Source organism: Larkinella bovis (genome assembly GCF_042655385.1).
Taxonomy (GTDB): domain Bacteria; phylum Bacteroidota; class Bacteroidia; order Cytophagales; family Spirosomataceae; genus Larkinella; species Larkinella bovis.
This window is the reverse complement of sequence record NZ_JBHSMA010000009.1, coordinates 167,739-191,959: the sequence shown is the minus strand read 5'-3', so window position 1 is coordinate 191,959 and position 24,221 is coordinate 167,739. Positions and strand designations below refer to the sequence as shown.

The 24,221-nt window shown below is 53.3% G+C and carries 26 protein-coding genes and 1 pseudogene; 16 read left to right on the top strand and 11 right to left on the bottom strand.

All coding sequences use genetic code 11. The features are described 5' to 3' along the window. The 3 genes and pseudogenes from ACFPMF_RS22165 to ACFPMF_RS22155 form a co-directional block, all read left to right on the top strand. Positions 1–161 (top strand): annotated as a pseudogene (locus tag ACFPMF_RS22165) (RagB/SusD family nutrient uptake outer membrane protein); the annotation flags it as partial. Positions 162–355: 194 nt separating this feature from the next. Beyond that, on the top strand, positions 356–1,018 hold the full coding sequence (gene msrA, locus ACFPMF_RS22160) for a peptide-methionine (S)-S-oxide reductase MsrA (RefSeq protein WP_379849164.1): 663 nt from the start codon (positions 356–358) through the stop codon (positions 1,016–1,018). A gap of 180 nt (positions 1,019–1,198) precedes the next feature. After that, positions 1,199–1,678 carry a hypothetical protein gene (locus ACFPMF_RS22155; protein WP_379849162.1) on the top strand — a complete coding sequence of 160 codons (480 nt, stop codon included), beginning with the start codon at positions 1,199–1,201 and terminating at the stop codon, positions 1,676–1,678. A gap of 170 nt (positions 1,679–1,848) precedes the next feature. Here ACFPMF_RS22155 and ACFPMF_RS22150 read toward each other — a convergent pair whose 3' ends face one another. Then, positions 1,849–2,193, bottom strand: a complete 345-nt coding sequence (locus ACFPMF_RS22150) for a carboxymuconolactone decarboxylase family protein (RefSeq protein ID WP_379849160.1) — start codon at positions 2,191–2,193, stop codon at positions 1,849–1,851. Between the two features lie 178 nt (positions 2,194–2,371). On the opposite strand from ACFPMF_RS22150, the gene ACFPMF_RS22145 reads away from it, so the two are divergent. From ACFPMF_RS22145 to ACFPMF_RS22110, 8 genes are all read left to right on the top strand, one after another. Next, on the top strand, positions 2,372–3,169 hold the full coding sequence (locus ACFPMF_RS22145; protein ID WP_379849158.1) for a hypothetical protein: 798 nt from the start codon (positions 2,372–2,374) through the stop codon (positions 3,167–3,169). An 11-nt stretch (positions 3,170–3,180) separates the two neighbouring features. After that, on the top strand, positions 3,181–3,570 hold the full coding sequence (locus tag ACFPMF_RS22140; RefSeq protein ID WP_379849154.1) for a VOC family protein: 390 nt from the start codon (positions 3,181–3,183) through the stop codon (positions 3,568–3,570). A gap of 85 nt (positions 3,571–3,655) precedes the next feature. Next, the gene (locus ACFPMF_RS22135) at positions 3,656–4,135 is read left to right on the top strand and encodes a hypothetical protein (protein WP_379849152.1); all 480 of its coding nucleotides are present in this window, start codon (positions 3,656–3,658) and stop codon (positions 4,133–4,135) included. A gap of 44 nt (positions 4,136–4,179) precedes the next feature. Further along, entirely contained in the window at positions 4,180–4,557 is a 378-nt protein-coding gene (locus tag ACFPMF_RS22130) for a hypothetical protein (protein WP_379849151.1), read from the top strand. A 110-nt stretch (positions 4,558–4,667) separates the two neighbouring features. Beyond that, positions 4,668–6,329, top strand: a complete 1,662-nt coding sequence (locus ACFPMF_RS22125; RefSeq protein ID WP_379849150.1) for an ArnT family glycosyltransferase — start codon at positions 4,668–4,670, stop codon at positions 6,327–6,329. 4 nt (positions 6,330–6,333) lie between these two features. After that, on the top strand, positions 6,334–7,278 hold the full coding sequence (locus tag ACFPMF_RS22120) for a glycosyltransferase family 2 protein (protein WP_379849148.1): 945 nt from the start codon (positions 6,334–6,336) through the stop codon (positions 7,276–7,278). Then, positions 7,275–8,162, top strand: a complete 888-nt coding sequence (locus tag ACFPMF_RS22115; protein ID WP_379849146.1) for a lysylphosphatidylglycerol synthase transmembrane domain-containing protein — start codon at positions 7,275–7,277, stop codon at positions 8,160–8,162. Before ACFPMF_RS22120 ends, ACFPMF_RS22115 begins: the two co-directional genes overlap by 4 nt. After that, the gene (locus ACFPMF_RS22110; protein ID WP_379849144.1) at positions 8,159–9,127 is read left to right on the top strand and encodes an NAD-dependent epimerase/dehydratase family protein; all 969 of its coding nucleotides are present in this window, start codon (positions 8,159–8,161) and stop codon (positions 9,125–9,127) included. Before ACFPMF_RS22115 ends, ACFPMF_RS22110 begins: the two co-directional genes overlap by 4 nt. On the opposite strand, the gene meaB is transcribed toward ACFPMF_RS22110, so the two are convergent. The 7 genes from meaB to ACFPMF_RS22075 all read right to left on the bottom strand — a co-directional run bounded on the left by meaB (position 9,124) and on the right by ACFPMF_RS22075 (position 15,475). Continuing rightward, on the bottom strand, positions 9,124–10,107 hold the full coding sequence (gene meaB, locus ACFPMF_RS22105) for a methylmalonyl Co-A mutase-associated GTPase MeaB (protein WP_379849170.1): 984 nt from the start codon (positions 10,105–10,107) through the stop codon (positions 9,124–9,126). The genes ACFPMF_RS22110 and meaB overlap by 4 nt on opposite strands. After that, complete coding sequence (locus ACFPMF_RS22100; protein ID WP_379849142.1) at positions 10,104–10,784, bottom strand: 2-C-methyl-D-erythritol 4-phosphate cytidylyltransferase; 681 nt, start codon at positions 10,782–10,784, stop codon at positions 10,104–10,106. Before ACFPMF_RS22100 ends, meaB begins: the two co-directional genes overlap by 4 nt. An 81-nt stretch (positions 10,785–10,865) precedes the next feature. Continuing rightward, positions 10,866–11,909 (bottom strand): tRNA preQ1(34) S-adenosylmethionine ribosyltransferase-isomerase QueA, encoded by a 1,044-nt coding sequence (gene queA, locus ACFPMF_RS22095; protein WP_379849140.1) that lies wholly within the window; start codon positions 11,907–11,909, stop codon positions 10,866–10,868. A gap of 191 nt (positions 11,910–12,100) precedes the next feature. Beyond that, positions 12,101–12,469 carry a hypothetical protein gene (locus tag ACFPMF_RS22090; RefSeq protein ID WP_379849138.1) on the bottom strand — a complete coding sequence of 123 codons (369 nt, stop codon included), beginning with the start codon at positions 12,467–12,469 and terminating at the stop codon, positions 12,101–12,103. A 164-nt stretch (positions 12,470–12,633) separates the two neighbouring features. Further along, on the bottom strand, positions 12,634–13,293 hold the full coding sequence (locus ACFPMF_RS22085; RefSeq protein WP_379849136.1) for a 3-keto-disaccharide hydrolase: 660 nt from the start codon (positions 13,291–13,293) through the stop codon (positions 12,634–12,636). A gap of 104 nt (positions 13,294–13,397) precedes the next feature. Beyond that, positions 13,398–13,955 (bottom strand): hypothetical protein, encoded by a 558-nt coding sequence (locus ACFPMF_RS22080; protein WP_379849134.1) that lies wholly within the window; start codon positions 13,953–13,955, stop codon positions 13,398–13,400. Between the two features lie 20 nt (positions 13,956–13,975). Next, on the bottom strand, positions 13,976–15,475 hold the full coding sequence (locus ACFPMF_RS22075) for an acetyl-CoA carboxylase biotin carboxylase subunit (protein WP_379849132.1): 1,500 nt from the start codon (positions 15,473–15,475) through the stop codon (positions 13,976–13,978). A 203-nt stretch (positions 15,476–15,678) separates the two neighbouring features. Here ACFPMF_RS22075 and ACFPMF_RS22070 point away from each other — a divergent pair, with 203 nt between their 5' ends. Both ACFPMF_RS22070 and ACFPMF_RS22065 read left to right on the top strand, forming a co-directional pair. Beyond that, entirely contained in the window at positions 15,679–16,989 is a 1,311-nt protein-coding gene (locus tag ACFPMF_RS22070) for an aminotransferase class I/II-fold pyridoxal phosphate-dependent enzyme (RefSeq protein WP_379849130.1), read from the top strand. A gap of 155 nt (positions 16,990–17,144) precedes the next feature. Next, positions 17,145–17,324: a histone H1 gene (locus ACFPMF_RS22065; protein ID WP_379849128.1), complete on the top strand. Its 180-nt coding sequence runs from the start codon at positions 17,145–17,147 to the stop codon at positions 17,322–17,324. An 85-nt stretch (positions 17,325–17,409) separates the two neighbouring features. On the opposite strand, the gene ACFPMF_RS22060 is transcribed toward ACFPMF_RS22065, so the two are convergent. Then, positions 17,410–17,817, bottom strand: a complete 408-nt coding sequence (locus tag ACFPMF_RS22060) for a MaoC family dehydratase (RefSeq protein ID WP_379849126.1) — start codon at positions 17,815–17,817, stop codon at positions 17,410–17,412. Positions 17,818–17,836: 19 nt separating this feature from the next. Further along, positions 17,837–18,268 (bottom strand): YybH family protein, encoded by a 432-nt coding sequence (locus ACFPMF_RS22055; RefSeq protein ID WP_379849124.1) that lies wholly within the window; start codon positions 18,266–18,268, stop codon positions 17,837–17,839. A gap of 188 nt (positions 18,269–18,456) precedes the next feature. Between ACFPMF_RS22055 and ACFPMF_RS22050 the strand changes: the two genes are divergently transcribed. The 3 genes from ACFPMF_RS22050 to ACFPMF_RS22040 all read left to right on the top strand — a co-directional run bounded on the left by ACFPMF_RS22050 (position 18,457) and on the right by ACFPMF_RS22040 (position 21,175). After that, entirely contained in the window at positions 18,457–19,332 is an 876-nt protein-coding gene (locus ACFPMF_RS22050; protein ID WP_379849122.1) for a diacylglycerol/lipid kinase family protein, read from the top strand. Between the two features lie 178 nt (positions 19,333–19,510). Then, positions 19,511–20,782: a hypothetical protein gene (locus ACFPMF_RS22045; RefSeq protein WP_379849120.1), complete on the top strand. Its 1,272-nt coding sequence runs from the start codon at positions 19,511–19,513 to the stop codon at positions 20,780–20,782. A 42-nt stretch (positions 20,783–20,824) separates the two neighbouring features. After that, on the top strand, positions 20,825–21,175 hold the full coding sequence (locus ACFPMF_RS22040) for a translation initiation factor (protein ID WP_379849118.1): 351 nt from the start codon (positions 20,825–20,827) through the stop codon (positions 21,173–21,175). Between the two features lie 99 nt (positions 21,176–21,274). Here the strand turns inward: ACFPMF_RS22040 and ACFPMF_RS22035 are convergent, their stop codons facing one another. Next, positions 21,275–24,220, bottom strand: coding sequence for a M16 family metallopeptidase (locus ACFPMF_RS22035; RefSeq protein WP_379849116.1), 2,946 nt, complete (start codon positions 24,218–24,220; stop codon positions 21,275–21,277). Position 24,221 lies beyond the last annotated feature (1 nt).

Below are 24,221 nucleotides of genomic sequence, written 5' to 3'. Positions count from 1 at the left end.
TGTACAACGAGAAGACCAACGGGTTCGACAACTTTGTGGGTCACGTCAACCTGAGTTCGAATCAGCCCTTGCAGGAGAAGCACCTGCTGCTGCCGTTGGGCAAGCAGGAGATGCTGAACAACCCCAATCTCAAACCCCAGAATCCGGGGTATCCTAACTAAAGGGTCCTTGCTTTGCCCCAAAAACCGCCCCAGGGACACGCGTCCGCTGGGGCGGTTTTGTTTTAAGAAAAATTAACGGGTTTATTCGTCAAACAGCGCCTGGGTCAGTTAAACATCAGCAACATTCGGGTTAAAGTTTACGTTGTTGAAGATGGGGTAAAATACAGGTTTACCCGGCTAACGAACTTTTACGTATGAAAGTCAGGTCAATGCTAATGTTGATTTTCGCCATAAGCCTTGGGGCGGCTCAGGCCCAGGGATTGAATAGCCGACCCAATTTTGCGAAACTTCCCACTCCGCAACCGGGCGAGGCCGTGGCAACCTTTGCCGGAGGCTGCTTCTGGGCGCAGGAAGAAGCGTTTGACCAGCTAAAAGGCGTCCGGGAAGTAATTTCCGGCTACTCGGGGGGCAGTCTTAGAAATCCGAGTTATGAACAGGTTGGCACCGACGAAACCGGACATGCCGAAGCCGTGCAGGTGTATTATGATCCAAACGTCATCAGTTATCGGGATTTGCTCGTTGCATTTTTTGCAAGCCATGACCCCACCACGCTCAATCGGCAGGGGCCGGACGTCGGACGGGATTATCGCTCGATGGCCTTTTACCGCAATCCGACTGAGAAAAAGGCCATCGAAGACGCTATTCTGGTGGTGAATGAATCCAAACACTATCCGAATAAGGTGGTAACGGAAGTGGTTCCGTTTTCGGTATTTTATCCCGCCGAGAATTACCACCAGAATTATTTCAAGCTGCACCCGAATCAGCCCTATATCCGGAATGTATCGTTACCCAAAGTCGAAAAAATGCGGAAGGTCATGGCGGGCAAACTGAAGAAAGAAGGCAAGTTTACAATTTAATGATCCGCGAAAATGCCCCGGACGGGGCATTTTGGTTAATGAGGGGTCGAAATAGGGGGCAACAGCCGCAGAGGATTAATATATTTCAGGTACACCGCTGAACAGAATTGCTTAACTCGTAGATTTGGGAAACCGCCGGGCAGCACGTTGCAAGACGAACCGATGCCGGCAGGAGGATCGATGAGAGCAACAGTGTATTTGTGGGTGGTGCTAATGGCGTCGGTTTTGCCGGGGTTGGCTCAGGATCAGTTTCTGAGTAAACCACTGAGCGAGGTAAAGGCCCAGCTGGATAAAAAACGGATCAGCTATTCGGAACAATTGTCGCCGATGGGGGATGTTACTACGCTTTCGTATAGTGCAACCGAGGTCGATTCAAAACGGATCGATTTATTTTTTACCCACTCGCTTACCTTTCCGCAGGCCAATAAGAACCTTTGTTCGGAAGTTGTCAGCCTGCCCATGTTACAAAAAGCCTGGGTTGCCGACACCATCAAAAACCGGTTGCTCATCGCGGGGTTTAAAAAGCTGGACGATTCCCGGTATGTCAATGAACGGTTCAACCTGGCGGCAACGCTGGACTACATCAAGGATAGTCAGCAGCCTACTGTTCGCATGCTCCGGATCCTATTCAAACCCATCAAACCCAAGGCTAACGAGTAGGGCATTCCTACAAGAACAGATTTTTATTTCCAGCCGGACAGGCTGATGTTACCCTAAAAGTGGATCATTCCCGATAATTGACATTCCGGCCGGTCAGGTACGATGGGCTATTCCTAAAAAGCCTAAAAACCGGGTTGTAGACTTTTTAGGAATACGAATGGGTGACAGACTCAGTCTTTGGTTGGGCTTTCTTCCTCGAAAATCCGCATGGCCATTAAGCCCGTTCCTACCGCTCCCCCGGCCCGCAGGGCGGCCGCAATGAATACGGTTTCGGCAATCTCTTCCCGCGTTGCCCCGGCCTGAATGGCGTTTTTGATGTGTGACTCAATGCAATAGGCGCACTGCGTCGTCAGGGCCACTGCCACCGACATTAACTCCCGATACTTGATCGGAATAACCCCATCCTTTCGCTCAGCCGTGTGTTTGAGGTTCATAAAGGCGGCTGATTCTTTAGGGGCCGCCTTGAGAAGGGTATCCGTGTAGGCACGGTCTTTGGGATTCTGGTATTCTGTCATGTTGTCTTGAAAAAGTAGGGGAAAGGAAGAACAAAAACGGGTTAACCGCTTCCGAATAAAGGAAGGCAGATAAAGGTTCTTTCTAATGATCTTCCAACCTTTTGGGGTCGGGTGGAGTCCTGTTTGAAGTTGTAATCCTTTCGGTTACAGGCTATTCTTCCACACTAACGAATCGTTTATGAAACTTTCTACCTGCCTGGCCTTTCTGCTGGCCAGTCTTCTGATCGGTCTGGATGCATGTCACCAACCGGCCCCGGTCCCGGCCCAGAAAACGGCCCCCTGCGCTCTGCTGAGTTTTCTCGCTATCAATAAATCTTCCGATCCGAACCTGGCCAGGATCCGGGAAGAAACCGTTGAAATTGCCGGACAGCAGGTCCGGATTGGCGAGTCCAGCCGTATCGAATACCGATTTGACGCACAAAACCGCCCGATCGGCACGGCCTATAGTGCCAGAGGGTACAGTGATTTTAGCGGTTCTTCCATCCTGGCATACAGCTCCGGCCAGCTGACCGTAAAAACCATCTACTCTTCCGGGGGCGTCGAAGAAGTCGTATTTCCGCTGAATGAACGCGGGTTGATCGCCGATGCAACCTACAATGCCGACGGTTTTACCATCGAGTCAGGCAATGACCAGTACCGGACGACCTATACGATTGAAAACGGTAATATTATCCGGAAGGAAACCCGGGCCGTGGCGGATCAGTCGCTCTTTGGTACCGTCCTGTACGAGTATGACCTGAACCAGCCGAATCTGCCCAATGTCGAACCGTATAAGGGCCGGAACAGTCAAAATCTGCCCGTCAAGGAAACGTATATCAATTATTCCCTCAATAAAGATGGGCCACCCGTCACCACCGTTTACGAATACACGTATACCTTTGATTCGGCGGGGCGTCCCATCCGGCGATTCGGTAAACTCAACGATGGAAAGGTGAACTACGAAGTGGTTGATTTCGCCTACACCTGTCGGCAATAAATGAATGATGTATGAAACAGGAACTTGCCCAGATTGCGCTGGTCGTCGACGATTACGACGAAGCCCTTCAGTTTTACACCCGGAAATTACACTTTACGCTCATCGAAGACACGGTTTTGTCCGCAACCAAACGCTGGGTGGTGGTGGCTCCGCCGGGCGCAACGGGCTGCCGGTTGTTGCTGGCGAAGGCGGCCAATGACCTGCAAAAAAGCCGGGTGGGCAATCAGACGGGCGGCCGGGTTTTTCTCTTTCTGCATACCGATGATTTCTGGCGGGATTATCAACAGCTGGTTGAAAATCAGGTGGTCTTTGTGCGGGGGCCTTCCCGGGAAGCCTACGGAACGGTGGCGGTTTTCGAAGATTTATACGGTAATCTCTGGGATTTGATCGGTCCGGCCTGAACCGGCCGCTGGGTCAATTTCATAACCTTTTTTTTTCTGCGTAGTTATTGCTGTATAGGCATTACGGCCAGCACGGCACCACGCTATGGAAAAGGATAGAGAAATTGACGAACAGGATATAGCCGCGATTGACAATCGCAACCGGCCCGAACAGGAAAACTCCGCGAACGGCATGGACAGCCGGGAGATCCGCGGTGTAGAGGATGGTCGGAATGACCGCTATATCGGCAGCACCGATATGGATGGTGCCAACGGCATCCTGCGTTTCAATGACCAGGACAGCGACAACCCCGGCGAGGAGATAACGGAGGAAGGCCAGAAAAGTATTGCCGCTTCCGACGCCAAATCCAATACGTCGACGGTCGACGTAACGACCCACGGTCCTGACGATTATGCCTCCGCCGAAGATGTTCCGGCTCCGGACGCTCAGCAGGAGGCCAAAGAGCAGGATGAGGAGGATCCCAAAGCGACAACGAGCCGGAGCAGCGATGCGCAGGCGCAGAAAAAAACGGAGGATGATGTAGCTCATACGGGCACGTCGACGGAACACAAACCAGTTTATTAACCTTCGTTGCGGAAGTAGTCCGTAGCGCTTAACTCAACCATGTTATGAGCTTCTCAAGTAATTCACGGAAAGAAAGTACCGAATCATATGCTGCCCAACGGATGGGTAATACGCAGGGTGTAGCGCCGGAGCAAAGCCAGCTGGCCAAAACCGATCAGCCGGGGGATCTCCTGCCGTCTGAAGCACACGATTCCAACGATGTGGAAGTCAGTGATATCCTGCCCGTTAACGAACAGCAAACCCCCAACCGGAACGACGCCAACGATCCGGCTACCAACCTGGTGGAAATAACGGATGAATCGCTGGCCCGCGACGAGGACGGTGGTTTGACCGGGTCAAAATGGAGCGACGAGCGCGTGCCCGGTGCCGACTGGAACCGCGATACGGAAGAACGGGAGCGGGAAGAATTGGGCCATTCGTAAGGCCCTGATTTGCATTTTTTAAAGCCCACTTCGCGTGGGCTTTTTGTTGAATGGCTATTATTCCCGCTGGCTGACATCGACAGATTGCAAATCCGTTCTACCTTTGCAGGATGAAAAGTCCTGTTTTTCAGCGTCCGGTTTTCTGGCAGGTGCTCAGCGTGGTGCTGCTGATTCCGGCTCTTTTTTCCTACCTCGGCTACCTGCCGCTGGATACCGGAACCGACGAACCCCGCCGGGCGCTGGTGGCACTGGAAATGATTTTATCGGGCGATTACCTCACGCCGACGCTCAATGGCGAACTGTATTTTAACAAACCGCCCCTCTATAACTGGCTGATTGCGGCTTCATTTCACCTCTTTGGGAACTATTCGTCGTTTGCCCTGCGCTTCCCGATGGCGGTTTCGCTGCTGTTGTACGGGCTGACTATTTACCTGCTGGTTAAACAACACCTCGGCCCGCGAACTGCGTTTGCAGCCGCGCTGATGCTCGTGACCAATACCCGGATCTTATTGTACGATTCGATGTTGGGCCTGATCGATATTACGTTCTCCTGGCTGACCTATACGGCATTCATTCTGGTGTATCACTTTGATCGAAAACGGAATTACTGGGCCTTGTTTCTGAGTACGTACCTGCTGACAGCCCTCGGTTTTATGATGAAAGGGCTGCCGTCGCTGGTCTTTCAGGGCCTGACGATGCTGGCTTATTTCCTGTACACGAAGCAGTTCCGGCGGTTGTTCAGCCCGGCCCATTTTGTTGGTATTGGCCTTTTTCTGCTGATCGTTGGTAGTTACTACGTCGCTTATTTTGATCGCAACAACATTGCCCCGGAGAGAATCGTGGCGGTTTTGTTCGACGAGAGTGCGAAACGAACGGTGGTAAAATTCGGCATCTGGGAGACGCTGCGGCACATGCTGACCTTCCCGTTTGAAATGCTGTATCACTACGCGCCGTGGATGTTTCTGGTCATTCTGTTGTTTCGGAAAGGCATCTTTCGGCCCGTCGGAAAACCGTCGGAGGAAAACCGCCCGCTCATTGCCGGACAGCCCTTCGTGCTCTTCAACGCCGTGGTGTTTCTGGTCAACTTCGTGATTTACTGGTCTTCCCCGCAGGTGTACGCCCGCTATCTGCTGATGCTGTTGCCCTTGTTATTTACGGTTTTTGCCTACGTTTACTACGAACGGACCGACCCGGCCGACTGGCGACGACGGGGCTGGGAGTGGTTTCTGGGGGGCATGCTGGTGGTGGTGACGCTGGGCGCTTGGGTGCCGGTTTTTCATCCCGAAACGCAGGTCATTCCGGGGGTCTGGTGGAAATGCGGGCTGATGTTCGCTGGACTCGGCTTTATTACGTATCACTACATCCGGCAGCCGCAGCACCGTCTGATTATTCTCATTGCGTTTCTGACCATGTTCCGGAACGGGTTCAACTGGCTGGTAATTCCGCCCCGGCTGGCCCACCGGCAGGAGTACAAAGAGTCGTCGGAGCGGATTGCCCGGCAGTCGCTCGGTAAACCGCTTTTGGGCTATAAAGAAACCATCGGCAGCGACGGCCAAACCGATGTGAACAGTTTTCATATTGAGGTCGTTCGCAACGAAGTGCTTCGGAAAACCGCCCGGAAAATTCCGGGGGCGCTGTACATTGCCGACTCGGTGACGCTGGCGGGTGAGCGTTACCAAACTCTTTCCGAATTTAACTTGTTCGACAGGCATCCGGCCAAACTGATTCAGTTCGAAACCGACACCACAGCCCGGAACGTTTTCCCGAAATAACCGTATGCAACCCTATCTTTCCATTGTCATTTGTGTTTATAACGAAGAGGGAAATATTTTCCCGATGATCGAGCAGGTCGAGCGGGCGCTGATCGGGTACGATTTCGAGCTTGTTTACGTCAACGACGGTTCCTCTGATCGCACCCTGGCCGAACTCAAATCCGTTCATAACGACCGGCTGGTGGTGGTCGATCTGCAAACCAATTACGGCCAAAGTCTGGCGTTGGCAGCCGGTATCGATGTGGCGCGGGGGCAGTTTATCATTACGATGGATGGTGATTTGCAAAACGATCCGTCCGATATTCCGATGATGCTGCAACGGGCCGAAGAGGGCGACTATGACCTCGTTGCGGGCATTCGGGCCAACCGCCAGGATGGAGCTTTGCTGCGGAAACTACCGAGCCGGATTGCTAACTGGATCATCCGGCAGACTTCGGACGTTCACCTGAAAGATTACGGCTGTGCCCTGAAAGTGTTCCGGGCCGATCTGGCCAAAAGTCTCGGTCTGTACGGGGAACTCCACCGGTTCATCCCGGTGCTGGCCCGGCTCGAAGGGGCCCGGATGACCCAGATGGATGTCAAACACCACCCGCGCCGGATCGGTCAGTCAAAATACGGGCTGGGGCGGACGCTGAAAGTAATCAGCGATCTGATTCTGATGCTGTTCATGAAGAAATACCTCCGCAAACCGATGCACCTGTTTGGCAACTGGGGGCTGATAGCGCTGGGGGCCGGTTTGCTGGTCAACGCGTATCTGTTCGTGCTGAAGCTGATGGGGCACGATATCTGGGGCCGTCCGTTGCTGATTCTAGGAACGATCCTGGTGCTGGCCGGGATTCAGTTGATTACCTTCGGGATCATGACGGAGTTGCAAATGCGGACCTATTACGAGTCGCAGGACAAAAAACCGTACAAAATCCGGCGGATTTATAAATCGGAACTGGTTTGAAAGGACGATTCCCCGCTTACCTGAAAACCGCCCTGAAGATCGCGCTGTCGGTCCTGTCGCTCTGGCTGGTTTTCCGCAAAATCGAACCGGAGCGGGTGGGAGCGGTTTTGGCGCGGGTACAGCCGGGATGGCTGACGGTAGCGACGGGTTTGTTTGTTCTTTCAAAGGTGGCCTCCGCCGAACGGTTGCAACTTTTGTTTGCCCAGATTGGCCTGCGGTTACGCCGGTGGCCAAACCTGAAACTCTACTGGCTCGGCATGTATTACAACCTGTTTCTGCCGGGCGGCATCGGGGGCGACGGGTATAAAGTCTATTTGCTGAACCGATTGACCGGCACGTCCGTTAAAGGATTGGTGTCGGCAACCCTGATCGACCGGCTGATTGGGTTACTGCCGCTGGCGTACGCGCTTCTGATTTTCGGCGTTCGTATGCCGGAGGTTTCGGCCTGGATCGGTGTTTCCCTGGGCTGGTGGAGTCTGATCGGAATTCTGGGTTTTCATGGGGTGGCCCGTCGCCTGACCCGGCGGTTTATGCCGTCGTTTTACCCGGTTCTTGAACGGGCGGTGGGCTGGTCCATCCTGGTTCAGGGGTTCCAGATGCTTGAAATTCTGGCCTTATTACAAGCCATTGAAACGGTTGAAAAACCGGAAGCGTATTTGGTAGTGTTCCTCGTTTCGTCGGTCGTGGCCACGATTCCGTTCACGATTGGAGGAGCCGGGGCGCGGGAACTGACGTTTCTGCTCGGAGCGCAGGTGTTGCACGTGCCCGCCGACGCGGCTGTTTCGGTCAGTCTGTTATTTTATATCATTACGGCTGTGGTATCGCTAACGGGCTTAGTGTACAGTTTTCAGTCATCATCATTAACGAAAGAGCTACGTTCATGACTATTTTATTGACGGGTGGGGCGGGTTTTATCGGTTCAAATGTAGCCAAACAACTGTTGCTGGAGAACCACCGGGTTATCTGTCTCGATAACCTGGATGACTATTATAATCCGGATACCAAGTGGAAAAATGTGCAGCGCACGCTGAGTGATCCGGGGTATCATTTTCATGAAGGCGATATCCGCGATGCGGAACTGGTGGATACGCTGTTTCAGACCTACGGTTTTGATGCGGTGATTCACCTGGCCGCGCGGGCCGGCGTCCGGCCGTCGGTGCAGAATCCGGCGCTCTATTTTGATGTGAATGTCAACGGCACGATGACGCTCCTGCAGGCCATGCAGCGCTGGAATGTCCACAAGATGGTCTTTGCTTCTTCCTCTTCCGTTTACGGCGATTCGCCAAACGTGCCGTTCGACGAAAGTGACACTGCCGACCGGCCACTATCGCCGTATGCCGCTTCCAAGCGGGCGGCTGAACTGGTGTGTCATACCTTCCATCATCTCTACGGTTTTGATATTTTCTGCCTGCGGTTTTTCACGGTTTTTGGTCCGTATCAACGTCCCGAAATGGCCATCAGCCAGTTTACCGACAGCCTTCTGAACGATACGGCCATTCAGGTTTTCGGGGATGGGTCAACCGCCCGGGATTATACGTACGTGGACGATATTGTGCGGGGGATCATTCTGTCACTGGAAAACCTGAACGGTTACGAAGTACTGAATATTGGCGGTTCCGACCCCATTTCGCTGGCGGATTTGATTCAGCTCATTGAGCAGGCCGTGGGCCAGAACGCCCAAATCAACCGGTTACCGATGCAACCCGGTGACGTGCAGCAAACGTACGCGAATATCCGTAAGGCTCAGCAACTCATTGGCTATCAGCCTTCCGTGCGCGTGGAAGAAGGTATTCGGCGGTTTGTCGAATGGTATCGTGCCAGCCAGGAAGCCGGTCTGGTGACAAACTAAGGAAGAGTAGTATTGATTAACTGCTGAGCAGCCTGTACAGGCAACAGGTCACCTTTTCGTACCGCATCTTCTACGGCCGCCAACCGCTCGGCCATGCCCGGCTGGTTATAAAACCGGGTTTCCAGTTGATGCCGAAGCGTACTGTGGAGCCAGTCAAGGTTTTGCCGTTGTCGGTTTTTATCCCGAAAACCGTTCTGCGTCAGGCGGTTTTGATGAGCTTCAATCACCGCCCATAGTTCACCAATTCCCTGATTTTGAAGGGCCGAACAGGTTAAAACCGGAGGTGTCCAGCTCGTCGGAGCGGGTGGGAAGAGGTGCAGCGCGTTCTGGTATTCGATGCGGGCGCGGTCGGCAGCAGCGGCATTATCGCCGTCGGCTTTGGTAATGGCAAGGGCGTCGGCCAGTTCCATAATACCGCGTTTCATGCCCTGGAGTTCGTCGCCCGCTCCCGCCAGCATCAGCAGCAGAAAGAAATCGACCATGCCGTGAACCAGCGTTTCGGACTGCCCAACGCCGACAGTTTCGATCAGAATGACTTCAAAACCAGCCGCTTCGCAAAGTAGCATTGTTTCCCGGGTCTTGTTGGCAACCCCGCCCAGCGAACCGCCGGAGGGCGAAGGACGGATGTAGGCCAGCGGGTCCATCGACAGGGTTTCCATGCGGGTCTTGTCGCCCAGAATGCTGCCGTGGGAGCGTTGGCTGGTAGGGTCGATGGCTAAAACCGCCACTTTTTTACCGAGAACGGTCAGGTGTTTGCCCAGCGCTTCGATGAAGGTGCTTTTGCCTACGCCCGGAACGCCCGTAATGCCGACACGGATCGACGCACCGGTTTGTGGTAAAACCTGTTCCAATATGTGCAGCGCGAGTGCCTGATCACTTGCCAACTGGCTCTCTACCAGTGTAATGGCCCGACTGAGTACCAGCCGGTCGCCGGAACGGATTCCGGAAATGTAGTGATCGGGTGGTAGTCGGCGCATCAGGCAGGGGTGCGAAGTTTCTGTTCGGCAAACGCTAAATCGTCCGGTGTCGTAATTTTAAGGTTGTCGTACGAGCCCTCGATGAGCGTAATCGGAAAACCGGCATGTTCGACCACACTGGCGCAATCGGTAAAAAATACCTGTTCGTCGGCCCGAAAAGCCTGCCGGAACAGCGGAAGCTGGAACGTCTGGGGAGTCTGCACGAGTCGGTAGCGGGTACGGTCTACCGCCTGGCTACTGCCATCGGCGTGAAGCAGCCGGGCCGAATCCTTCAAGGCCACGCAGGTGACGGCACTGCCGGTTCGTTCGGCGGTTTCATAGCTGTTTCGGATGATTTCCGTGGTCACAAACGGACGAACGCCGTCGTGCACGGCTACCAGACCGTCATCCGACCGGATGTGCGCCAACCCGTTCCGCACCGACTGAAACCGCGTTTGGCCGCCTGCCACCACCTCAACCGGCTCCGTAAACCGGTATTGTCGGCATAACGCTTCCCAAACCGGAATCTGTTCGGCGGGCAAAACCACAATAATCTCTAAGTCAGCATCGTAGGACCGAAACCGGCGGATGGTATGCATCAAAATGGGCAACTCCCCAATGGGCAGAAACTGCTTGGGGGCGCTGGCACCCATGCGGCTACCGCTTCCGCCAGCTACAATAATCGCGAAACGGTTTTTCATGCAGGAGAATAAAGAAAAAGACAAGAGACAAAAGACTTCCTGTAACCGGTCTCTTATCTCTTGTCTTGCCTCTCTGGTCTATCAAAGAATTAACATCGCGTCGCCGTAGCTGAAGAATTTGTATTTCTCCTGGATGGCCACTTCGTAAGCGTGTTTAATGAGATCGTAACCGCCAAAGGCGCTGGTCATCATAATCAGGATGGATTCCGGCAGATGGAAGTTTGTCAACAACGAATTGGCAATTTTGAAATCGTACGGCGGAAAGATAAACCGGTCCGTCCAGCCATCAACCGGTTTTAACCGGCCATTCGCCGATACCGACGATTCAATGGCTTTCAGGGATGTGGTGCCAATGGCGCACACCCGTTTTCCTTTATCGAGGGCGTTGTTGACAATATTGGCCGCAGGTTCCGTAATTGAATAATTTTCCGAGTCGGTTTTGTGTTTGGTCAGATCTTCCACATCCACCGTCCGGAACGTTCCCAGACCAACGTGCAATGTAATCGGCGCAAAGTGAATGCCCTTGATTTCCATGCGCTTCATGATCGTTTTCGTGAAGTGCATCCCGGCCGTCGGGGCGGCAACGGCACCTACATGCTGGGCAAAAATCGTTTGATACCGGTCGCGGTCGGCGTCCTCGGTTTTGCGTTTGATTTCGCGCGGCAGAGGGGTTTCGCCCAGTTCATCGATGGCTTTCATGAACTCTTCGTGCGAGCCTTCGAACAAAAACCGGATCGTACGACCCCGGGAGGTGGTGTTGTCGATAACTTCCGCAACCAGGTCACTATCCCCGAAATACAACTTGTTGCCTACGCGGATTTTCCGGGCCGGATCGACCAGAACGTCCCACAACCGCATCTCCCGGTTCAGTTCGCGCAGCAGAAAAACTTCAATTTTGGCACCGGTTTTTTCTTTGTTACCGTACAAACGTGCGGGGAACACTTTGGTATTGTTGATCACCATCACGTCGCCGTCGTCGAAATAGGAAAGGATGTCGGAAAACTGTTTGTGTTCGATGGTTTTTGTTTTCCGATCAACAACCATCAGTCGCGCTTCACCACGTTCGGGGGGGTACAGGGCAACCAGACTTTGGGGTAAGTCAAACCTAAATTCAGACAGCTTCATACGGTCAAAAAAAGAGCTTCTCTTTAAAAAGAGCGCAAAATTAGCAAATAAACAGGTAGTAGTTGACGATGAGCCACTTGCAATGCCGGTTTTTTTTCAAAAAAAAACGGTATTGCAAGTCGGGCTACCGGCAAATATACATTCTGCGGGGGGGCGATTGCAAGTATATCTTGTAAACGGTGTCTGGTTTGCTACGCGTTTGCGTCCAGACCGAGGGCCTGAATAGGCTGTACGGAGCCTTCCGTATTGGTTTCCGGCCGTTCACTAATCGAAAATTTCTGCATAAGCTCCGGCGTCACTTCGTTGGCGTAGGTGCCTTGCGGAGAGACAAACACGCCTTTCAGGCCGTTGGCCGTGGAGATAGCATACAGGGTCATTTCGTCACCGGGATCAGAGGTGCCCTCAAACCGGTGAAATTCGTCGACCGTAAATTCCTCGCTTTTCAATTTCAGCCCCGAAGCGCTTTCTTCGAGATAATCGCGTTTGGGCTTTAAGTCGTGCGTGTAGCCGCGTTCGCGCAGGCTTTCCATCGCTTCCGTCAGAGTTTCAAAATGGTGCATGGTAGTTCGTGTTATGTGACTACCTTAAAAACCACCAACGGGGGAAGATGTTTTTGGGAATGATGAATTAAGAGTTATGAGTTAGCTCTGCCGGTTTACTGGCTGTTGGGCGGAGCCAACCGCCGGGGGGCCGTCATAACTCTTAATTCATAACTCTTCACTACTTAATCCGGCAACACCTTCACCATGATGTCTTTGTAGTAAACCTTGCTTTTGGGGTCGTGGGCCTGGAGGGCAAAGGTCCCGCTGCTGATTTTCCGCTCGGCCATGTCTTTGGGGCGTTCAACGCCTTCGGGTTCGGTGTATTCGTTCACCACCTTGTCATTGATCTTGATGGTTACCTTCTTGCCCTGAACCATGATCTCTTCCGTATACCACTCATTATCTTTGACGTACGTCTCTTTTACGTCCTGGATAGCGTAGAGACTGGCGGTTCGGCGCCAGTCGGTATGGGAATTGTTGACCTGCACCTCGAAGCCTTTTTTGGGCCAGCTTTCTTCCTGATACTGGGTATGGAAATACATGCCGGAATTGGAACCGGGCAGCGTCATCACCTTGGCTTTGAACTGGAAGTTTTTGAAGTTATGATTCTGGACCGGCCCGACATAGAACAGGTGGCCAACGGGGCCGTTAACGGCAATGGCACCATCTTCAATTTTAAACGAGTCGGCATTCTTCCCCACTTTCCAGCCATCGAACGACTTTCCATCGAAGAGGCTGATCCAACCCTTGTCGGCTTTTGAAGCCGTTGATTTTGGCGTTGATGACTTTGAACAGGCACCCAGCAGAACCGCCAGGCCGCAAATAACAAGAAGGTTTTTCATAGGGTTCGTAGGAAATAAAAAATTAGGTTTCCGGTGCTAAGTTAAAAAAACGAGACAATTATCTAGTTTTATCTGTCAATTGTTCTATCCTTCCGGTGGTTTTTTTACTTAATCTGTCCCAGTAGGTGAAGTAGGCCAAAATAGAAGCCTAGGAGGCCTACCATGATGATCAGGGCAATGCCCCGCTCTTTCAGGGTGTGGGGGGCAGAAGTGGACGTTTGAAACAGAAGGCTGAAAACCGTCCGGAGGGTCGACTGATTCCAAACCAACACCAGGACCAGCAGAAATAGGCACATGCCGGCCACCGCCATCGCTCCAAATGAAATCTGGTAAGCCAGATCTACCATAATGATATTGAGCAAAACTGGCAGGAGGATAGCGATTCCGATCAGTTTGGATTTATCCCAAAGCAGCAACCAGGCCCCGACTACCTGCGCAAGGCCAATAAAAAGAATGTAAGGCGTTGAATATCCGAAGAAGGCCCAGGCCAACTGAAAACCGGTGGCTTTGGCCAGTGGTATGGCGGCCACTTCGGCGGGAAAATGACCGGGTCTGAAAAACTGATGTCCGGTCATTTTAGCCCATCCATAGATATTGAGGATGAGAAAGACATAGTACCGGGATGCGAGTTCAAAATAACGAGTCCAGTTGTTGGTTGGCATGCGGACGTACGAGAAAAAGGCTAACGAAACCGTCGTTCTTTCCACCGGCTTTGGCTTCCTTCGGCCACCACGGTTTTGTCCTGGGCGGTTGGCGGGCGGTTTTCAAATAACCAGGCCGCCAACACCCCGGCTAGCTGGCTTTCTTCCGGATTATTTTCCGGTTTTAACTGATCGGGCGTAAAATAGTGGTTGACGAAATGCGTGTCGAACTGCCCCGACCGGAAAGCGTGGTGTTCCATCACAAACCGGCAGAACGGCAGGGTCGTTTGTACACCCGTGATCCGGTATTCATCGATGGCGCGGATCATTTTTTCGATGGCTTCTTCGCGGGTTGCTCCGGTGGTGACCAGTTTGGCGATCATCGGATCGTAATAAATCGGAATGCTCATGCCCTGTTCAAAACCGTCGTCCACCCGAATGCCGTTGCCCTGGGGCCGCACGTACGTTTCGAGCGTGCCGACGTCGGGCAGGAAGTTGTTGGCGGGGTCTTCGGCATACACCCGGATTTCGATGGCGTGACCATTGATTTTAAGGTCTTCCTGTTTGATATCCAGCGGTTTTCCTTCGGCGATGTAAATCATTTGTTTCACCAGATCGATGCCTGTGATCTGCTCCGTGACGGGGTGTTCGACCTGCAGGCGGGTGTTCATTTCCAGGAAATAGAAATTCAACTGGTCATCGACGATGAATTCGACGGTTCCGGCGCCGTAGTATCCACAGGCCCGGGCCACTTCGACGGCACACCGCCCCATCTCGGCCCGGATTTCCGGGGTCAGCACCGACGAGGGGGCTTCTTCCACCACTTTCTGGTGCCGGCGCTGGATGGAGCATTCGCGTTCGAACAGGTGAATGATGTTGCCGTGCTGGTCGCCCAACACCTGAATTTCGACGTGCCGGGGCGAGGTGACGTATTTTTCGATGAACACCGATCCGTCGCCGAAAGCCGAGGTAGCCTCGCTGACGGCGCGTTCCATGCCTTCGTCAAAATCTTCTTCGCGTTCGACAATTCGCATGCCTTTGCCACCGCCCCCCGCGCTGGCCTTGATCAGAATCGGGTAGCCAATCTGGGCCGCGGTTTTTTTGGCGGCTTCCCGATCGGTGATGGCTTCGGGCGTGCCTGGTACCATCGGAATGTGGTAGGCCGCCACGGCGGCTTTGGCGGCCAGCTTGCTCCCCATCACTTCGATCGATTCCGGCGACGGACCGACGAAAATCAGCCCGGCCCTGCGAACGGCGCTCGCAAAACCGGCGTTCTCCGACAAAAAACCGTAGCCCGGATGGATGGCATCGACCCCCAGTTTTTGGCATGCTTCGATAATCACATCGGCCCGCAGGTACGATTCCGAAGAGGGCGCGGGGCCGACGCAAACCGCTTCGTCGGCATACCGGACGTGGAGCGACTGGCGGTCGGCTTCGCTGTAAATGGCAACGGTCCGGATGCCCATTTCGCGGGCGGTACGCATGATTCGGAGGGCAATTTCGCCCCGGTTGGCAACGAGCAGTTTCTGAATTTTGGTCATCGGGTTTTCGGTCGTCAACGACGGGAAAGGCGGTTTTTCCGGAACAGGGCCGGGGGTACAAAAATATACTTCTCGCTGCCCGCTCCTAATTTTCGGGCCGGTTTTCTAAAAACCGGCGTGGCTTGGCGGTTGACAGATTTTGATTTACTTTTGTACTTATGTGGTTAATAAACTCATTATAAACCGGTAAATAACGCAATAAAGTGGATTTATTTGAGAAATTACGCACCAACCTCGGACCCATCGGTTCGTCATCGCGGGAGCTGAACGCGCACCATTATTTTGCATTTCCCAAGCTGGAAGGCGAATTAGGCCCGCATATGATGTTCCGGGGAAAGAAGATGCTGAACTGGAGTTTAAATAATTATCTGGGGTTGGCCAATCATCCGGAAGTTCGGAAAATAGACGCGGAAGCCGCTACCCAATGGGGCTTGGCTTATCCGATGGGCGCCAGGATGATGTCGGGTAATTCCGATTTGCACGAAGAGTTGGAGAAACAACTGGCAACGTTTGTCGGCAAGGAAGACGCCTTTCTGCTCAACTATGGCTACCAGGGGGTCATGTCGGCCATTGAATCGGTGGTTGATCACCGCGATGTCATTGTGTACGATGCCGAATGCCATGCCTGCCTGATCGACGGGATTCGCCTGCACAAAGCCAAAATGGGCGAATACTACAAATTCAACCATAACGACATCGAAAGTCTGGAGAAAAATTTACAGCGGGCAACCAGAAAAGCCGCCGAAAAAGGGGGTGGAATTCTGGTCATTACGGAAGGCGTGTTCGGGATGTCGGGCAAAGTAGGCTGTCTGAAGGAAATTGTCGCCTTGAAGGCGAAGTACGAATTCAAATTACTGGTCGATGACGCGCACGGTTTCGGAACAATGGGACCAACGGGCGCCGGCGTTGGGGAGATGCAGGGTTGTCAGGACGGTATTGATCTATACTTCTCGACCTTCGCCAAGTCGATGGCGGCCATCGGCGCTTTCATTGCGGGTAGTCACGACATCATTATGTACCTGAAGTACAACATGCGGTCGCAAACCTACGCCAAAGCCTTGCCGATGCCGTACGTAATCGGCGGCATGAAGCGGCTTGAACTCATCAAACAACATCCCGAACTGCGCGAGAAGCTGTGGCAGAACGTCCGGGCCATGCAGGACGGTCTGCGGGCGCGCGGCCTGAACATTGGCGACACGACTTCGCCCGTAACCCCGGTTTTGCTGCAAAGTGAAGGCGGTATTCCGGAAGCAACGGCGCTGGTGCGTGACCTGCGCGAAAACAAGGGCATTTTCTGTTCGATTGTAGTGTATCCGGTAGTCCCGAAAGGCGTTATCATGCTTCGGATTATTCCGACAGCCGCCCATTCGCTCGATGATGTCGATTATACCCTGAATGCCTTCACAGAAGTGTCCGATAAATTGAAGCAGGGCTATTACCGCCAAAATGCGGTAAATGGGGCCTCAGAACCCGCTTTAGTGACCGCAGATGTGGCAAAAAGCGTCGCAGAGTAACCGTTTAGTAAGGAATTGGGGTTTATTAGGACTTTTCCAACGATTTTTTTTGCCGTTTTCTTGCGCTCTATTAGAGAATGCGTATATTTCGTCAAAAACGCGGTTTTTGAGCGTTTTAGGGCATTTTTCACCACTTAAACCCCATACGAACGGTTATGGCACGCTTTGATGAAATAAAAAGTTTGGTTCTGTCTTTAGAAGGCGATTTTGAAAAATTCTACGAAAAAGGCAACCAGGCTGCCGGGACGCGCGTACGCAAAGGCATGCAGGATCTGAAGACATTGGCTCAGAACATCCGCGCTGAAGTTCAGGATCAGAAAAATGCAAAAGAGTAAGCACCAAATCCCTTAAAAATGAAAAGCCCGACGGTTTTCGTCGGGCTTTTCATTTTTAGCGCGCAACCGTCGGAAAACCGCCGGCCTACCCTTTTTTATAGAGCAGGGTTGCTACTCCGCGCGTGGTGACTTTGCCGGTTTTAGCGTCCTTGATTTCGGTGGAAACCTCCGCCGTATTTTTATCGGGATTCAGGGAAATGACGGTAAAAACCGCTTCGTAATCCATCTCAACAAACATCGGACGCAGAAATTCCAGCGTTTGTTTTAAATACACCGAACCGTGGCCCGGAAACTGCGTACCGAGCACTTTGGTAAACACACTGGCCCCCAGCATGCCGTGGATGATGGGCCGTTTGAAGGGCGTCTGGCTCGCAAACTCCTCGCTGAGGTGCAGCGGATTGTCGTCGCCGGTGACGCGGGCGAAGGCTTCGACATCGGTTTGGGCAAACCGGAACGCGTACCGGTGTACGGCGTTTAATTCAAATGTTGTCATGCTCAAAAAGAATACGGTATTAGCTGGAATGGTCGCTGACGATCACCCACTTTCCTTTGATTTTTCGCCAAAGTAACGTAAAATGGCCTTCCGCGTCGCCGATTTTCGGGCGCGTCAAATGAAATTTTCCGATCACGTACGCCACATCCCTGGCCGGGAAGTCCAGCTTCAGAATCGTGAACTTGAGGGTCCCCATCGACGCCCGGTCGGGATACCGTCGTTTGTAATTGCTCAGCGTGGCCGCATACCCGTACGTAACCCCCACCTTGCCCACAAACGTCAGCGAGTCGGACTGCCAGTAACCGTTCATGAAGGCTTCCGTATTGCCCGCATTCCAGTCGGAGGTTTGGCGGTCGAGAATCCCCAGAATGGCTTTCCGGTCGGCGGGTGTCTGGGCGAGCGCCCCGGTCAGGGTCAATAAAAATAGGAGCAGGCCGTGCAGGTTTTTCATTTTATGACGTACTTTGATGAAGCAAACCGGATCGAATCAGGGATGGGTCCGTCGAAAATTTTCCCAATACTAATGAATAAAATCCGCAAATTTTACGAAGACTATAAACCGTATATCTTTGCCGACGGCTGGTATTATATTTTCATTGTCGTCTTTATTATCCTCCTGTTCATTTTCTTTTCCTGACCGTGGCCCAAACGACTTTGCTGGCGATTGTCAACCCACTTTCCGGTACCGCTTCGGTGGCCCGAAAGCAGCAATGGATTGATTTTCTGCTGAAAAAAGCGACGGAAGCCGGTTTTTATCCCGAAGCGGTTTTTACCCGGCATCCCGGCCACGCAACGGAACTGGCGGTTGACGCCGTTCAGCGGGGCATTCGCCGGGTCATTGCCATCGGGGGCGATGGCACGATGAACGAGACCGCACGCGTGCTGATCCATACGCAAACCGCCCTGGGCCTGGTGCCGGTGGGCTCGGGCAACGGCCTGGCGCGGCACCTGAACCTGCCGCTCGATCCGAAAAAAGCCATCGACCGCGCCATCAACGGTCGGCCCGTGATCATCGACAGTGGCCGAATCAACGACCACGCTTTTTTTTGCACAACGGGCATGGGTTTCGATGCGTATGTAGCCCAGGAGTTTGCCCGCCAACCTGTCCGGGGGTTACCGGTGTATATTCGGACGAGTTACCGGGCTTTCTGGAAGTACCAGCCTGCCACGTACGAGATGGATCAGCAGCGTCATACGCTCTTTTCGCTGACGATTGCCAATGCCGGACAATTTGGCAATAACGCCTGGATTGCTCCGAAAGCCAATGTAGCCGATGGGTGGCTGGATGCGTGTCTGTTAAAACCGTTTCCGGGGACGGCGGTGGGCGCGTTGGCCTGGCGGCTTTTTAATAAAACGCTCGATCAATCGAAATACCTGACGGTGCGCCCGCTGCGCTCCCTCGTGGTGAAAGGGGAGGGGCCCCTGCTGATTCACGTGGACGGCGAACCGGTTCAGTTAAGAACCGATACGGCCACGGTACAAGTCATCCCTTCGAGTCTGCTGGTGGTTCGGTAAGACAGCCGTTCGGGAAAACCAGACGGTTTTCAACTCAGTTGAGCATCCCGGCAGTTGAGTTCGTATTTTTAGCAAATCAATCCGCTTTTCATCGGTTTGGAGGCCGCCGGACAACAATTTTGTTGCATTCGCAGGTGACCTAAACAACAAATACATTCCCAGTTGCCGCGAACGGATCATGATGAAGCATGCCTATTACCTAGTGGCGGGCTGGCTCCTGCTGAGCAGCCTGTGCGCCTGCCGCCCCGCCCCGACGACCATCGACCCCGAACCTCCCGGTACGGAGCAGCCTGGTTCCCCGGGCGATGTTACCGAAATTGGCCAGCCCCAGGGAGCAGCCGTGAGTCAGACCATCGGACCGGAAGGCGGTACGTTGAGCACGGCGGATGGACGCGCGCGGCTGACCATCCCGGCCGGAGCGGTGGAGAAAGCCACGACCATTTCCATTCAACCCATTACGAACCACACACCGCAGGGTGTCGGACAGGCCTACCGGTTTCTGCCCGATGGACTCCAGTTTAAAAAACCGGCCCTGTTGACGTTTCAGTATGCCGATTCGGACGTAGCAGACAGTGCCCCCGCTGCCCTGGGAATTGCCTACCAGCGGGCGAACAAAATCTGGTATGCCGTGGAAGGAAAACAGGTGGATACGCAGAAACGGGAAGTATCCGTGCCGATGCCCCATTTCAGCGACTGGAGCCTCTTCGAGCAGTTTCATCTGGTGCTTGCGTCTGGTTCGAATCGGGGGTATCTGAACTACGGTGAATCGGTTACCCTGGAGTTTGTCGAAATCGCGTCGCTGACGGGAAAGGGCGAAGAACCGCTGGTCACGAAAAATACGGGTGGGCAGGCTAATTCCGGATTAAAATGGTCGTTACTCGGAGAGGGCAAACTGACGTATGATAAAACCTCCGCGACTTACACGGCCCCGACATCGCAGCCCAAACAAAATCCGGTTACCATAAGCGTCGAGGTGACGTTCACCAACAGCCCGGCGAAGCTGATTCTGGTGCGGCAATTCTTCATCGGCCCCGGCTATATCAAGATTAATTTTCTGGGACAGGAGCGTGTCTATACGGTTGGCGTGTTTCTTAACGACGAAGAACCGGCGTATTCGGCCATTGTCGGCGGAACGCTCACCGAAATGTTCAGCATTGAGTTCAGCAATGGCCGGGAGGGCAGTGTCTTCCGGTTTCATGATGAATCAGACGCGGGCCGGTGCCGGGTCAATTTTGAAAACAGCAGCGGGGACCAGTACGATTCCGGGCATTCGTGGTGTAATGGGGAAGATATGATTGCGAATGGTCAGGTCGTGTTTGAAAAATATGTGCCCGGTAGTTACGTAAAAGGCAAAATATCGGGTAATCTGATCAACTACAAGGATCACTGTACCAAATCCGGTCCGGCGATCAGTGGCGAATTTTACGTCCGGGCCATGCCGAATTTATAGTCTTTTTGGACGTAACTTTGCTCATGGCAAGATGTTGAGACGATGAGCAAAAAAAACAGCAGCAATAAATCCCGTTCGGGGATTGTCTTTTCGACCGACCCGGACTACGCCTATCAATTCGATAACGAACCGGAGGCCGAAACCCTTCCGTCCGCGCAACAGAACCTGAAAATCTGGCTCGACCGCAAGGGGGGCGGAAAAATCGTTACCGCCATCCGGGATTTTATCGGCACCGAAGCCGATCTGACCGACCTGGCCAAACAGCTCAAAACCGTCTGCGGCACTGGCGGCTCCGCCAAAGACGGCGAAATCCTGATTCAGGGCGACCACCGCGACAAGGTGCTGGCCTGGCTGACGGGCAAAGGCTACAAGGCCAAAAAGTCGGGAGGCTGAAATTAATTAAAAGTTAAAAGTTAAGAGTTAAAAGTTGGCTCCGCCCAATAGCTGATAAATTGGCGGAGCTAACTCTTCACTCTTACCTCTTCACTGAATTTAGTATCCAAAGATTTCTTCCAGGGAGAGTTTTTTCACCGGGCCGTATTTGTTCAGGTCGGTCGGGTTGACGCGTTTTTCGGAAGCTACAATGCAGTAGGTATACGGTTTGTTGGCCAGGTACTCGTCGCTGAATTTCTTCAGATCCGCGTAGCTCAAATTGTCGAGCGCATCGTAAATTTTCTGGCGTTCATCGTAATCCAGCCCTTTTTCCTCGGCGGCCAGGTAGTTATAAATCACGCCATCCTGCAAAATACGCTCGGTTTCGTATCCTTTTTTCATCCCTTTCTTCGCGGCATCCAGTGCGACGGGTGATTCCGGCAGGGCGTTCAGCAGTTCGTTCATCCCGGCCACGGCTTCGGGCAGTTTGTCCGCCTGGCTACCGATGTAACCGATGAGGGTGTATTGATCGTCTTTTTTGGACGGGGTATCGTAATAGGCGTAGGTCGAGTAGGCGAGGGCTTTCGATTCGCGGAGCGTCTGAAACACCACCGAAGCCATACCGCCCCCGAAGTAATTGTTGAAAAATTCGATGATAGGCGTTTGCGCCGGATCGAACGCCCGGGTGTTGCGCACCCAGGAAATCTCGGACTGGACCATATCGTAATCGGCAAACAGGACCTGGTTTTCGGCCTGCGGGATTTGTTTGAAATCCTGTTTTTTCGGTACAGCCGCAAAAACCGCCGGTAATTTGTGCAACGTCACGATTTCTTTCGTAAAAGTCGCCAGCGGCTGCGGGCCGTAGTAAATAATCTGGTGTGGCAGATTGACCAGATTATGAAGGAAGGCTACCAATTCGGCGGCTGTCACTTTTTGTAATTCGTCGTTGGTCAACTGGTTGTTGAACGGATTTTTCGGGCCGTATTGCGCGTATTGCATCAAACCCTGCATAATGGCCCCCTTGTTGAGCTTGGCATCGGCGCGCTGTTTCAGAATGCGCCCTTTCAGCTCCTCCAGCGCCTTTTCGTCAGGTTTGCAGGTGCGAAGCAGCGTTTCGAGCAGCGTCACCGCCGGAACAAAATTTTCCTGAAGACCGGTCAGTCGAATGGTCGTGTATTCGTTGCCGGGCTGGATGGCGTAGTTGCAGGCCAGGCTGTAAAACTCGGTGCTCACCTGCTCGGCGGTTAGTTGGTCTGTACTCAAAAACGACAGGTATTGGGCCGCCAGACCCACTAATTTGCTGTGGTAGGTTCCCATTTTCAACCGGTAGCCCAGTCGGAAAATCTGGTTCTCCACGTTCGGAGCGTATAAAACATCGGCCAGACCGGCTTTCCCGCGCTTAATATCCTTTTTGTAGTCGAGCCAGACCGGTTTAACCGGTGCCATGGGCATGGAGTTTACGGTTTCCAGAAACGGCGACTGCTTGTCGGTGTTGGTCGCTACGGGCGTGATGGCCGGTTTGTCCACTTTCTGAATGCTCTTGTCCTCACCCTTGCGTTTGTAAACGATCACGTAATTATCCTTCATCCACTGGTTGGCGAACTCCACCACGTCTTTTTTGGTGATTTTGCCCATTTCGTCCAGCCGCCGGGTATAATTCAGCCAGCTTTCTCCCTTATCGTTGATGAAGGCTTCGAGCAGCGGATTCACCCGGCTGTAGTTGTTTTCCAGTTCGCGGATGGCGTTCAGTTTATAATTGTTGACGATGGCCCGCAGGATTTTTTCGTCAAACTCCCCGCGCTTGAGTTTCTCGACCTGCCCGATCAGCAAATCCTTGACTTCTTCCAGCGACTGCCCTTGTTTGGGACGCCCGGATAACGACCAGACCGAGTAATCCTTCAGTTTTTCGAGGGAGGAGCCACCGCCCAGAATTTTCTGCTGTTTGTTCAGGTTCAGGTCGATCAGGCCAGCCGCCGAGTTCGACATCACTTCGTCGGTCAGCGTTGCCAGCAGGGACGCTTTTACATCGAGCGCACCCGGCAGGCGGTAGCCAATCCGCACGTTATCGGGCGTCGGGCCAAACACGTCACGGGTCTGAATCCGGGTCAGCGGGGCTTCGGGGGCCGGTTGGTAAAGCTGTACGTCCCTGGGTTTCCAGAAGCTGAACGTTTTGTCGATTTTCTTCACCACTTCGTCCGGATTCAGATCACCAGCCATGATGATGGCCATGTTGTTCGGGACGTAATAGGTATCGTAGTAATTCCGGATTTCGACCAGCGACGGATTTTTGAGGTGTTCCACCGTTCCGATGGTCGTTTGCTGGCCGTAGTTGTGGGTCGGAAACAACGTCGCCATCAGCACTTCTTCCACCTTCCAGGGGTCGTTGTCCAGGCTCCGGTTTTTTTCCTCGTAAACCGCTTCCAGTTCGGTGTGGAAAATCCGCAGGACCGGTTTCCGAAACCGTTCGGCCTGGAGTGCCAGGTAGCGGTCGAGGGCGTTGGCCGGAATGTCTTCGAGGTAGCAGGTTACTTCGTAACTGGTGAAAGCATTGGAGTTCTGGCCGCCCATGCTGGCGATCATCTTATCGTACTCATTGGCGATGGCGAATTGGGCCGCTTCGCCGGATTTCTGGTCGATTTCCCTGTAGATGGCCTTCCGCTGAACCGAATCGGTGGTTTTGTTATACGTTTCGTACAGCGCATCGATCTGGTCAAGCAGCGGTTTTTCCTTCGCCCAATCCAGGCTGCCATACCGGTCGGTGCCTTTGAAAAGCATGTGTTCCAGGTAGTGCGCCAGACCGGTATTGGTGCGCGGATCGGTGTTGGAACCCGCCCGCGTCGGGATAAACGTGAAGATGCGGGGTTCTTTTTTATTCACACTGAGAATAACCATCAGACCATTCCTGAGCGTATAAAACCGCGTCTTCATCGGGTCGTTGGTCACGTAACGATAGGTGTACCCGTTGCTGGTGGCGGTTTTCCATTCCGGAACCGTGCGCGGTTTCTGGGCAATGATCGGCTGGATCGCCACCAGCCCCAGCAGAAGAGAGAGAAGAAGCGGTTTCATT